Source organism: Aneurinibacillus sp. Ricciae_BoGa-3 (assembly GCF_028421645.1).
Lineage (GTDB): Bacteria > Bacillota > Bacilli > Aneurinibacillales > Aneurinibacillaceae > Aneurinibacillus_B.
Window position 1 is genome coordinate 447,356 of record NZ_CP116887.1, and the last position, 12,714, is coordinate 460,069.

11 protein-coding genes and 2 pseudogenes are annotated in these 12,714 nt (G+C 43.0%); 9 read left to right on the plus strand and 4 right to left on the minus strand.

Annotated features, from left to right (window positions below; genetic code table 11):
* Window positions 1-6: 6 nt before the first annotated feature.
* The 3 genes from PP175_RS02360 to PP175_RS02370 are packed head-to-tail and all read right to left on the minus strand — an operon-like array spanning window position 7 to window position 2,745.
* Window positions 7-969 (minus strand): metal-dependent hydrolase, encoded by a 963-nt coding sequence (locus PP175_RS02360; protein ID WP_272441272.1) that lies wholly within the window; start codon window positions 967-969, stop codon window positions 7-9.
* Window positions 970-991: 22 nt separating this feature from the next.
* Complete coding sequence (locus tag PP175_RS02365; RefSeq protein WP_272441273.1) at window positions 992-1,915, minus strand: lysophospholipid acyltransferase family protein; 924 nt, start codon at window positions 1,913-1,915, stop codon at window positions 992-994.
* Window positions 1,916-1,941: 26 nt separating this feature from the next.
* Window positions 1,942-2,745 (minus strand): GNAT family N-acetyltransferase, encoded by an 804-nt coding sequence (locus PP175_RS02370; protein WP_272441274.1) that lies wholly within the window; start codon window positions 2,743-2,745, stop codon window positions 1,942-1,944.
* A 308-nt stretch (window positions 2,746-3,053) separates the two neighbouring features.
* Between PP175_RS02370 and PP175_RS02375 the strand changes: the two genes are divergently transcribed.
* From PP175_RS02375 to PP175_RS02415, 9 genes and pseudogenes are all read left to right on the plus strand, one after another.
* Window positions 3,054-5,474 (plus strand): glutaminyl-peptide cyclotransferase, encoded by a 2,421-nt coding sequence (locus PP175_RS02375; RefSeq protein ID WP_272441275.1) that lies wholly within the window; start codon window positions 3,054-3,056, stop codon window positions 5,472-5,474.
* Between the two features lie 139 nt (window positions 5,475-5,613).
* Window positions 5,614-6,009: pseudogene (locus tag PP175_RS02380) on the plus strand (KGG domain-containing protein); the annotation flags it as partial.
* 51 nt (window positions 6,010-6,060) lie between these two features.
* A pseudogene (locus tag PP175_RS29815) lies at window positions 6,061-6,183 on the plus strand (KGG domain-containing protein); the annotation flags it as partial.
* Window positions 6,184-6,338: 155 nt separating this feature from the next.
* Window positions 6,339-7,220, plus strand: coding sequence for a polysaccharide deacetylase family protein (locus PP175_RS02385; RefSeq protein WP_272441277.1), 882 nt, complete (start codon window positions 6,339-6,341; stop codon window positions 7,218-7,220).
* Window positions 7,221-7,322: 102 nt separating this feature from the next.
* A complete protein-coding gene (locus tag PP175_RS02390) occupies window positions 7,323-8,042 on the plus strand; it encodes a YebC/PmpR family DNA-binding transcriptional regulator (protein WP_272441278.1) in 720 nt (239 codons plus the stop codon).
* A 203-nt stretch (window positions 8,043-8,245) separates the two neighbouring features.
* A complete protein-coding gene (gene modA, locus PP175_RS02395; protein WP_272441279.1) occupies window positions 8,246-9,055 on the plus strand; it encodes a molybdate ABC transporter substrate-binding protein in 810 nt (269 codons plus the stop codon).
* A 654-nt stretch (window positions 9,056-9,709) separates the two neighbouring features.
* Window positions 9,710-10,264 carry a TlpA family protein disulfide reductase gene (locus PP175_RS02405; RefSeq protein ID WP_272441281.1) on the plus strand — a complete coding sequence of 185 codons (555 nt, stop codon included), beginning with the start codon at window positions 9,710-9,712 and terminating at the stop codon, window positions 10,262-10,264.
* A gap of 178 nt (window positions 10,265-10,442) precedes the next feature.
* Entirely contained in the window at window positions 10,443-10,898 is a 456-nt protein-coding gene (locus PP175_RS02410; protein ID WP_272443158.1) for a MarR family winged helix-turn-helix transcriptional regulator, read from the plus strand.
* Between the two features lie 77 nt (window positions 10,899-10,975).
* Complete coding sequence (locus PP175_RS02415) at window positions 10,976-11,680, plus strand: pirin family protein (RefSeq protein WP_272441282.1); 705 nt, start codon at window positions 10,976-10,978, stop codon at window positions 11,678-11,680.
* Between the two features lie 22 nt (window positions 11,681-11,702).
* Here the strand turns inward: PP175_RS02415 and PP175_RS02420 are convergent, their stop codons facing one another.
* Window positions 11,703-12,680, minus strand: a complete 978-nt coding sequence (locus PP175_RS02420) for a glycosyltransferase (protein ID WP_272441283.1) — start codon at window positions 12,678-12,680, stop codon at window positions 11,703-11,705.
* Between the last annotated feature and the right edge of the window lie 34 nt (window positions 12,681-12,714).

Consider the following 12,714-nt stretch of genomic DNA (forward strand, 5'->3'; position numbering starts at 1 on the left):
AAAAAATTACACGAAGGGAGGGTCCCAGACCTTTTTCCGCCACCCCAGCGTATGTTTTATGACGCGCATATTACGGTCGAGCTTCACATCCACACCAAAAGGGAGCTTGCGTTTATACCAGAAGCGGACGTCGCTCCACCGCACTTCATACCCATCCTGCAGTTCTCTGCACGTAACATGGATGCGCTGCGCAAATCCCAAGAAAGCCCGCACCCCATCGGTTCCCAGCGTGGCTTGAATGACCGCATTGCGTTTTTGTTTCGAATACACATCCTCAAGCGTGACCCTTCCATGTACGACTTGACCGGTATAAAAGCAAGCTTCTGTTTCCAGTACAAATCTCCAATGGAACCAGGAAAACGTCGGCAGCACCTGAATGATACCCGTAATTGCGAGGCAGGCTGCCACTTTTTGCAAGACAAGCGCATGGTGCCAGGCTCTCAGACCAATGTAGGAAAAACTGGCCGCATACACGCCAACAAAAATAGGGGCGGGACTGTAATGCAGCGACAACCAGAATATCAATCCACCCGCATGGAGCAAAAACAAAACCGGTTCAAAAATGGCCAGAATGTCCAGGTGGATCCACTTCCTGCTGAAGGGCCGAAAACACTGTACCCCATAAGAATTCAGCATATCCAGCCCAACGTGTATGACCACAGCGGCAAAAGTCCATAAATAAAGGGTCATCCATTGTTCTTCCACACCGAACCCTTTAGCTAATACAACGGCAATAAGCAGAGGCCAGGCAAATAAAGCCGGAAACGAGTGGGTGACTCCTCTGTGATACCGGATATACGCCGCAAATCCCTTGATTCTTGCGGCCATATCAAAATCCGGCGCATGGGAACCCATTATTGTGCCGATCATAAGAACTGTGGCGAATCCAGGGTGATTGGCGACGAAAGGATCCAGGTGGGCTAAGCCCGCTAACGTAACACCGCACAACAGATGGCTTCCCGTGTCCATTCTGTTTCCTCCATTCATTTGCTCATTGATTATGGGAGCCACTCATCTGTGTCTGGTTTGTTTCCCAACGCTCATCCGCATTAAACCAGTAAAACCACTGTGCGGGGTTTTCGGTTATGGTCTTTTCTAAGATCCTATTTAACGCGTTGGTTGCTTCTGTCCGTTCATGACGATTAAACATATCATCCAGATATAGCGGCTTCTCAAATTTTATCACGTGTCTAAATCCACGCATCCGGAAACCGTAGAAGGGGACCACCGGCACCCGTTGTTCAATTCCTAATACCGCGGTTCCGCTAGGGCTTCGTGTGTTTCGGCCGAAAAACCTTGCCGGCGGAAATGCCGGGCGCCAGAAGTCACCAAGCAGCAAAACCACACCATTTGCCTCGAGATGACGCCGTAATGTACGGAGCAATTGCAGAGGAGGCACGGCATCATAGTCTAATCCCTTGCAGCCGAGTTGCTCAAACATAAGATACAGCGGGCGCAATTCCGCACTTCCTGCAGTGGCGACGGTTAAGCAGGGATATTTTCTTGAGAGATACCAATAGTAGTAAAAAAAGTTTCCGGTGTGGGAGGTGAATAAAATCGCACCTCTCCCATGCTGAAGCGCCTCCTCAAGGCAGGATTCCTCTTCTGCTTTAAACCTCCAATTTTTTGTAGAATCCAGAGTCGGCGAATCAACCAGAATTTCATACATCGTTATACATAAATGATAGAAATAAGTGCGGCAGTAATGGCGGATTTGGGTGGGTGATGCATTCCTTGCTAGATCTGATAAGTTTTGCAGCACACGTTTTCTCACCTGCACAGCACAACTATATAACAGTACACCCGCTATGTAGCAGAAAAAAACGATTAGCCAGCGGGGCATCCAACAAAGCGAATAACGCAGAATATGCAGGCGTTTTTCGCTTTCTGTAAGTTTTCCGATACCCTTGTACACGACTATCCCTCCTGCTAAAAAGCCTGTTAGATTTGGTAATGCTTCTGATACCTTCTTGTAATTTTTGCAGGGTCCAGAATTATAAAGAAATCCACGGTATGAAAGGTGGGATCATATACCGGTTCACCGGCGATTTCGGCACCAAGCCATTGGTAGCCTTTCATGAGCGGCGGCAATCTGCGGTACACCTCTTTCTCTTTATATTGCGTCTCGATTACTTGCAGATTGTGAATGCGATGGGTTTCCCGGGGAAGAATGCCAAAGCGGTCCGTTATGATTCCTTTGTGCTTCAGCAAGCTGTAAAGCTCATTTAATTGTTCGGGGGGCATGGCATGTAGGCTTGCGCATCCTATTAGGTAACGAAACGGATGTTGTTTTATATAATCCGCAATTCCTTTCCACAACATCTGGATGGCCTTGCCGTCACGATACGACGGATCCACACAGCTGCGTCCCAGTTCAAGCGTATATGGCTTATGATGTTGAAAACCGGATAGATCAAATTCCGTCTCTGAGTAGAAGCCGATGTTTTGTACAGCCCGTTCCCCTGGCAACAAGCGATACGTTCCTACCACTTTATCTGAATCCAAATCTGTAACAATAAGATGGTCGCAATACGTGTCATAAGCGTCCTGTTCCACCGCGGACTCATTCGCCAACGAGAGATTAGCAGCTTCTTCTACAAATACTTTATAGCGTAAGCGAAAGGCCTGCTCCAATTCATTGGCTGTCTCGGCAAATTTTACTGAAAGAGAAGAAGTGCTCGTCTTTGCGTGTTCTGCAGACTGACTCATCGTTTCCACCCTTTCTTTTAATTGAAGTACACTCACCTATAATATAAATACTCCTTTAATTTTAGGTTAATATAAATGTTTTGTATATTTATGCGATATTTATTAAGTTATGATTAATTTCTTAAGGCAAGGAAGCGATGTTAACTAAAACATATAAGCCTTGCGGGTTAGTTCGACAGTTGGAACACATCTTTCTTACTGGAAGCATTCTGGGTAATATTCAGTAAATTTGCTGCATTTACGATTTCGTAATATCTTCTTTATTTTAACTTTATATACAAAAAGTACACTTGCAACTGTAAGTGATGCGCGAATTGATTACATACTAAGGAGATGTGAGATTGATGAAGAACAAGGCAAAAAAGGTGACAGTTGCTGCTTTAGCGGTGTTAGCCCTTGGCTCTGGTTCCGCATTTGCGGCCTATTCTGCCTCAAACGTGGCGGGTCCGAAAACAGATGGCACCGGAGTTACACCTAGCGATTGGATGCTGACACCAGCCGGAACGCAGCAAACATTAGGTGATTTCCCGATGGGTGGTGCAGTGAGCCCGGATCACAAGTACCTAGTGGTGTCAAATGATGGACAGGGAACACAATCGCTTCAAGTGGTAGATGTTAAACAGCAAAAGGTGATTCAAACGATCCCTTATACATCACCGGAATCCTTATATCTTGGTGTTGCCTTTAGCCCTGACGGCAAAACACTTTATGCTTCCGCCGGTGGAAACAACAAAATCCGCACTTTTTCTTTTGATAATGGCATGCTTACAGAGAAATCTCCTATTTTACTGAAAGATTCTAGCAATACTAATTTTTACCCGGCAGGATTGTCTATATCTAATGATGGCAAATTCCTGTATGTAGCAAACAACGTAGCGAATTCTGTGTCGCAGATCGATCTCGCTTCTGGCAAAATAGCCGCCACTGTTCCTGTAGGCAAAAACCCGTATACAGCGTTTCTTAGCCATGATGGCAGTAAGCTGTATGTAAGCAACTGGGGAGAGAGCAGCATCAGTGTTCTTGATCCGAACAGTTTAACCGTTCAAAAAACGATTAAAGTAGGATTGCATCCCAATGCAATTGCTGAGAACCCTGTAAATGGCTTTATTTATGTAGCGAATTCCGACAGTGACGAAGTATCCATTATTGATCCGGGGCAACAACAAGTAGTTCAGACTGTCTCCCTGGCACCTTATCGTGGAGCGCAGACAGGAAGCCAACCGGATGCACTGACGGTAAGTCCGGATGGAAAAACACTGTATGTTGCAAATGCTGGAAACAACGATGTGGCTGTTATTGGTCTTGGCAATACCAAAGAGAATACAAAAGCACAGGTTAAAGGTCTGATTCCTACTGCCTGGTACCCAACCGGCGTTTATATGAGCGATAATCAAAAACTCATGGTGCTCAATGCCAAAGGCCTCGGAGCAGGCCCGAATGTGCAGAAACAGTACATCGGGAGCATGATCCAAGGGACAATGTCGTTTATCGATGTGCCAAACCAGGGGCAGCTGCAAAAATATACAAAGCAAGTACAAGCGAATAACCGAGTGCGCTCCCAAGAGAATCAGACAGGGAACAACCAGCAAGGGAACGATGAGGGTGGCAATAACAAGCAGCCTATTCCGAGATTTGCTTCACAGCACTCTCCGATCAAGCATGTAATTTATGTGTTAAAAGAAAACCGCACATATGACCAGGTATTTGGTGATTTGAAGAAGGGAAATGGTGACCCAAGCTTAACTTCATTTGGCCAGAATGTTACCCCTAACCTTCACAAGCTTGCGAACCAGTTTGTTACATTGGACAATTTCTATGCCAATGCCGAAATAAGCGCACAGGGCCATAACTGGGCAACTGCCGCAAAAGCAAATGACTATACGGAAAAGAACTGGCTGGCGAATTACTCCGGGCGTAACCGTGGCTATGACTTTGAAGGACAGAGCACAGCTGCCTCTTCTAAGGCAGGGTATATCTGGAACAATGCAATGCGTTCCGGTGTTTCGTTCCGTGATTACGGAGAATTTACGGATTGGGTGAACGGTGAAAAGTCTGGCATCTCGAAACCTAATGATGCAAGCATTGGAAACAATTATGACCCGAATTATCCTTCTTGGAGCTTTAACTATAGTGATGTTCAGCGGGAACAGGAATGGGAAAAGGAATTTAAGCAATTTGAGCAGAATAATAACCTGCCACAATTGGAAATTGTGCGCCTTCCAAACGATCATACCGCCGGAACAAAACCTGGCGCACTGACACCTGAAGCGATGGTGGCGCAAAATGACCTGGCTGTTGGTAAACTAGTGGATGCAGTGAGCCATTCTAAATATTGGAAAGACACGGCTATCTTTATAACGGAAGATGATGCGCAAAACGGTTATGACCATGTGGATGCGCATCGTACAGAATCACTCGTGGTCAGCCCTTATACACAAAAAGGTACAGTAGACAGCACGTTCTACGATACCGCTGCGATGCTGCGTACAATGGAATTGATTTTAGGGTTAAACCCGATGACACAATATGATGCAGCTGCTACTCCAATGCTCAACTCCTTTACGACCAAACCGAACAATACACCGTATACCGCATTGGAGCCGACGTACCCATTAAATCAGAAGAATGGCGAGAATGCACCGGGTGCGCAGGCTTCAGCAAAAATGGATTTTAGCAAACAGGACTCAGCTCCATCAGACCAGCTCAATAAGGTCCTTTGGAAAGCAACCAAAGGCGATAAACCTTATCCTGTATCCAAAAACTAAAAAGTTTTTTATCCAACGAGACTTCGAGAAGAACCCGCCTATTTTTAGGCGGGTTTTTGCTGTTCTTGTTTCGTCTATCGCCTAAAGGGGAAATAAAAAGTAGGCTGTTAAACTAACAACTATGAAGAGGTGATGCAAGATGGCCAGAAATAATGATCGCGATAACGAGAATATGAGCATGGAAGAACGTGGACGTAGAGGTGGCGAAGCGACGGCAAAGTCTCATGATAAGGATTTTTACGAAGAGATAGGACGCAAAGGCGGGGAAGCTACAGCGGAATCTCACGGCAGGGAATTCTACGAAGATATTGGGCGTAAAGGCGGCGAGGCCACTGCTGAATCTCACGGCAGAGAGTTCTATGAAGAGATAGGGCGCAAGGGTGGCGAGACCACCGCTGAATCTCACGGCAGAGAGTTCTACGAAGACATAGGACGCAAGGGCGGTGAAGCCACTGCGAAAACTCATGACAGAAATTTCTACGAGGAGATAGGCAGCAGAGGCGGAAGAGCCCGCAACGATAATGATGACGAGAATGGCAGCCGGCGTGGAAGACGTTCCAGAAATGACGACAATGACGGACCTAAGATGAGCAGGGAAGAGGCTGGCCGCAAAGGCGGCGAGACTACCGCAAGAAAACATGATAAAGAATTCTACGAAGAAATTGGCGAAAAGGGCGGGCGTTCCCGCGGCAAGCAGCGCGATAACGAATAGCATAAAGAAGGAAGCCTATCATCAACGATGGGCTTCTTTTTTTTATTTCTTGCAAGAAAAGGTTTTTATCCATTTCTTATTAATTCTTAACCTTCATTTATTAATATGAGTCAAAGGGGATAAGTCGCTTGTAAGAAATGGAGATAGAGAAATTGAAAAATGTAGGATTATTACTAGTTGTTTTATTCATGGGGGTTATGGTTTCTGCTTGCAGTCCTGTTATTCCGTCTCAATCTGAAGGATATAATACGGCCGCTAACCGTATTGGTCAGCACCATAATCCTTATATTCCAGCAGAGCCTTATGAGAAAGGCTCCATTGATACTTCAGTTCCGGGTGTGGCTGTTCTGATGTATCATCACTTATTAAAGGCCGATGAAAATAAAAAATTTAGAAACAATGCAGCTGTTATCACACCTGAAGCATTTGCTGCACAAATGAAAATCCTCCATGATAATGGCTATCAAACGATAGACCTTAAAACCCTGGAACAATATGTGGATAGGCGGATTAAGCTGCCCAGAAAAAGTGTAGTATTAACTTTCGATGATGGTTACCTATCCGACTTTAGATATGCATCTCCGGTGCTGAGACGTTACCATTTTAAAGCCGCGATGTTTTTGGTAACAGGACTGATGAGGAAAGATCCGGAAAAGTATGATCCAGATATTTTAAACCATGTAAGCTGGGCTGAGCTGCCTAAAAACAGTGATGTTTTTACGTATGAAGCTCACGCACATCGTTTCCACCGCCTGCTTGGTAAGAAGAGTTTTATGATCGCACAGCCACTGGCAGCTGTCAAAAACGATATCCATACCGTAAAGGAATTAACGCATTCCGTGTATTTTGCTTACCCGTACGGGCAATACAATTTAAATACTTTAAATATCTTAAAAGAAGAAGGCTTCCATCTTGCCTTTACAACCCGGCCAGGCAAAGTATATCCTGGCAGTCCGAAATTTGAATTGAACCGGATTGCTATCTATCCATATACCAGCCAGAGAAAGTTTAAGAGAATCGTAGGAATCAGTTAACGTCGAGGATTAGACTCGCAATATAATGTACTTTTGGGGTATAATATAGTTTAGCTTGTCTCATATTTCTAATTTAATGCAGTTGAAAGAGAGTGGAACACTATGGGCCGTAAGTGGAACAATATTAAAGAAAAAAAGGCGCAAAAAGATAAAAATACGAGTCGTATATACGCAAAGTTTGGAAAAGAAATTTATGTAGCAGCAAAGCAAGGTGAACCCGATCCAGAATCAAATCGGGCCTTAAAAGTCGTCCTTGAGCGTGCAAAAACGTACAGTGTACCGAAAGCAATTATTGACCGTGCCATCGAAAAAGCGAAAAGTGGTGCAGAAGAAAACTATGACGAACTGCGTTACGAAGGTTTCGGGCCAAATGGATCCATGTTAATTGTGGATGCACTGACGAATAATGTGAACCGTACTGCATCAGATGTGCGTGCTGCATTTAGTAAAAATGGCGGTAACATGGGGGTAAATGGTTCTGTCGCCTATATGTTTGATGCAACAGCTGTCATTGGTGTTGAAGGTAAAACAGCAGATGAAGTGCTTGACATATTGATGGAAGCAGATGTAGACGCACGGGACATTTTAGAAGAAGATGAATCGGTTATCGTTTATGCTGAACCTGATCAGTTCCATGCTGTACAAGAAGCGTTGAGAAATGCTGGAATAACAGAGTTTACAATAGCAGAACTGACCATGCTTGCGCAGAATGAGGTAACACTTCCAGAGGATGCGCAGGCCCAATTTGAAAAGCTGATCGATGCATTAGAAGATTTAGATGATGTTCAACAAGTGTACCACAACGTTGATTTGGGCGAATAATCCGTGGTATACAAGCACTGAACATACACAAGTATGTTTAAGTACGTGTACAAAAACAGCCTCACTGATCACTTGGTGAGGCTGGTGAAGTTTGTTCCATATCAAAATTAGTTAGATAACTTTTAGTTGATAATCTTAGATAGGAATGAAATGATTAAATTATATGATTGATTTACATCTCTTCAGAAGGGAATAACATTGAAATGACTTCTTTATTAAGCAAATCTAATCACTTTCGGACCTTATCTATTCTTTCTACCGTTGTTATAACAACAGCAATTACTGGATGTTCGTCCATTGAAACAAGCCGCTCAACTAATCAAATGGTAGCATTTGTTGCTGCTAACGCTACAGATCCTATGAGTTCGTTGATAAAGACATTCCAAGATAAAGACGGGGTCCAAGTTATCCCAAATTTTGCGGGGACTCAAATTCTTGAAACTCAGATAGAACAAGGTGCTAAAGCTGACTTTTTCTTATCCGCAGATCTATCTCATGTTCAAAAAATGAAACAGGAAGGGCTTTTAGATAATTTTCAAATTGTTTCCAAGACACACCCCGTAATTATCATTCCTAAAACAAATGCAAAAATTCAATCATTGCAAGATCTTGGAACCAAACAATTAAAGTTAATTATTGGCGTGGATAGTGTACCAGTAGGCAAATATACCCGTAAAATATTCAACAAGGCAAACTCTGTTTACGGGAATGATTTTTCAGCAAAAGCCATGTCCCATGTGGTTTCGATGGAAACCAATGTAAAAGAAGTTCTTCAAAAGGTTGCCATGGGGGAAGCAGACGCAGGTATCGTTTATCGAACAGACGTTACCAAAAAGCTGCTGCAGAAAGTGGATATTATAGAAATTCCAAAAGAGCTTAATGTAACTGCGACCAATTATATAGCGGTTCCTAAAAATGCTCCACACCCTCAATTGGGTGAGGAATTGATGAAACTCATGCTTTCTCCAGAGGGGCAGGCTACATTTCACAATTTTGGTTACGATACCAAGTAAGCCCATTAACCCATACTTTCTCCAAAGTCGATAAAATAGTGAAGGAAAACAAGCGGGTATATACCCGCTTGTTTTTAACTAAGCTTTAGAATCCAGAAAACCTCCATAAAGCCGAATTAATGTTCTCGTAATGGTTGACAATTGATTCGTATAAAGAAGAACAGATAGAAGGATCATCGTCACACCTCCTATTTTCATTATCAGCCCACTGTAACGATTTATCCACTTCATTTTGCCAATAAAGAATGACATGATATAAAAAGGAATGGAGAACCCAAGTGTGAAAAAGAAAGTATGGTTCAGTGCTTTTCGACTTGCTAACCCTGTGTTTTTAATATCACTTACCGAAACACCAGTGTTATATGAGAGAAATGTTGGATACGAAGGCAACCCATATACTGATATCTGTCAACGAATACCAACTCCATGATTATTTTAATCGTATGATATCGTACATACTAATTGAAGGTATTTGCGAGATGGAAGTACCATTGATTTCTATATCATGTTCATGATCCCTTTATTATTTAGTGTAATTTTTACAGGGATCCGATTCAAGGGCGGTGAGCACTCCGTTGTCTTAACGCGATGCGCTTGCAGAAGGTTAACATTCGTTAAAAGGATTATCATTTATAGGAAAGGTGGGTGATAGTTATGAAGAGCTTTTTCACTATTATGATCCTTCTTGTATTAGTTGGCGCAGCTATGTATAGAAATCATCCTGCAGGTAATAAAGCTGTTGTAGAGAAGCCATCATACAGCAGTTCTATTCCTGTAACAGAAAAAGCCGAAATTGGTTTTCGCGCACCCCGTTTTATATTGGATGGGTTAGACGGGGAAAAATACTCCCTTAAAAATCTAAATAAACCCGTTGTTATTAACTTTTGGGCCTCCTGGTGTGGACCATGCAGGGATGAAGCACCCGAGTTGACGAAGCTATATAGCCAGTATCAAGATAAAGTCCAAGTGTACGGGGTAAATCTACGTTCACAGGATGATTTAAACGATGTGCACGCCTTTGTAAATGCATTTAATGTGAAATTTCCTGTTCTGCTTGATAAGACGGATGATGTATCCAAGCGGTTTTCAGTGCAAGCCATTCCCACCACTTATTTTGTCAATAGCAAAGGTGTAATTGTTGGTAAAACAATCGGTTTGGTTAGCCCGAATGAACTGCGCACGAAATTCAAAAGTTTGGTGGAAAAGTAAGATAGGAATAAGCCTGTATTGGCCATGTCTACATATCTTGAATCTGCATACAAACCGTTTGTATTTGCCAAAATAATAGAAGAACGGCACACATGATTCTTTATCTTGACAAGTTATAATTTAACGTTTTATAATTATCTCGAATTCGAGATATATTAATTAAAGGATTTGGTGCATGATGAGTGAAGAGAACAATTTGAATGAAACAGGTCTCTCTTTAAAATTATTTATTGTGTTATCACGGGCCAATCGTGCCGTAGTTGATCGGGTAACGGAAGATATTAGAAGCTATGAATTAAATCCGACTGAATTTGCTGTGCTTGAATTGCTGTACCATAAAGGCGACCAGCCGATTCAACATATTGGCAAGAAAGTGCTGCTGGCAAGCGGAAGCATTACGTATGTTGTAGACAAATTAGAAGCAAAGAAACTATTGGAACGAAAACCGTGTCCAACAGATAGACGGGTCACCTATGCTGCTATTACGGAAAAGGGGAAAGACCTCATGGCGGGAATTTTTCCTAAGCACGAAAAAGCAATTCAAGAGATATTTCAAGGGTTGGATCCAGAGGAAAAACAAACCTTGATTACGCTGCTAAAGAAACTTGGTTTTTATGCGAATGACTTGAGGTAAACCTAATGAACTAACGAATATCTTAAGCTGGAAATAGATCGAAACAATAAATCTCTTAAATGAATGGAGCGTTAGTAATGATAACAATTTATCCTGCGGAATCACGATTTACTTCTCACCATGGTTGGTTAAAAACATCTCATAGTTTTTCGTTTGCTGATTATTATGATCCAAACAATATGAGTTTTGGCCCGCTCCGCGTATTAAATGACGACTTTGTTGCGCCCTCGAATGGGTTCGGTGCACATCCGCACCGGGAGATGGAGATCGTCTCCATTGTGCTAAAAGGTTATTTAAAACATACCGACAGTTCAGGTGGTACGGCGACAACAACATGGGGCGGCGTGCAAAGAATGTCGGCAGGTACAGGGGTTGTTCATTCTGAGGTCAATCCGTCTCAAGAGGAAGAGGTAAATTTCCTTCAGCTCTGGTTCTTGCCGGAACAACAAGGGCTCATCCCTTCCTATGAGCAAACGACCTTCGATGTTGCAAAGATGCATAATGCCTTGCTTCCTATTGTATCCAAACACTCTTCCGGTCCCGATATTGCTAATATTCATCAGGATTTAACCATTTATTTGGCCGATTTAGAACAGGGCAAAGAGCTTACATTTTCACAGGAACAAGGGCGCCATATTTTCTTGTTTGTCATTGAAGGCGGGCTTACTGTTAATGGCGATTCCACACTCAAAAGGCGTGATTCTGCCCGCATTACGGATACACCCCAGCTAAAACTTAAAGCAAGTTCGGATGCTCGCTTTATGCTGATTGATTTACCATAACAGATTGATGGAGGAGCTGTTTTTATAAAAGCTGATACAAGTTCATATAAGCCTGTGCCTCTTTCTCAGGTGAGCAGTGTTCAACAGTCCATTCTTTGGCCTGTTGAACAACCTTATCACGTAAAGACGCATTTGTTACAATGGATTTGACAGACTGTACAAATTCATCCATGGTTTCATAGAGCCAGCCTGTTTGTTCGTGCTGAATCAACTGCATATTGGCTGCATTTTTTCGCGCAATGACAGGCCGGCCCATCGCCATGGCCTCCATAATAGCCAGTGATTGTCCTTCAGAAATGGAAGTATTTAATACAATTTGGGCCTGCTCGTACCATAATTTCATAACTTCGTAAGGAACAACACCCGCATAATTCATCCAATCACGCAGTTGACTCTCGTTTTGTACCTGCTTATATACCCCGTCATTCAGGTTGGCACCCAGAATTGTAAAACGCATACGAGGGTACTCATCAATCAAATTATCAAGTGCCGGAAGAACATGCAGCACATCTTTTACAGGCCGCAAACCGGCTGGCAGGAGAATCCGGGGGAGTAATTCTTCTTTGTTACCAGTTATACGCCAGGGAACCCAAATCCCCTGGGGGATAAGCACGGTTTTGTGGATCCACCCTGGATTTAACTTGATTACCTTTTCTTTTGCATCCTGTGTAAAAACGGTAATATAATTGGCGTCATTTAATAAGGAGAATACATCGTCATCCATGCCAGTCTGCAAATCAATATTAATATCCGTGCCACCCATCGTAACAACATAAGGGCGGTTTAAGGCAATCGCATGCTTCTTTGCCCACTGTACAAATCGGGTCGCATGGAGAATGTGGTAGATGTCAGCATCAGGGTGATGCCAATTATCATTCTCCAAATAAGGAATAACTGAAGTGTTGATGGTCTGCTGTTGCAGAAAATGGACAAGCCGCTTGATCGTTGTTGAGTTTCCTCTGGGCTGATTAAAATAAGGAGCAAAAAATAAAATATGCATATTAGCCACCTGTGTGTAATAGTATCCTATGATA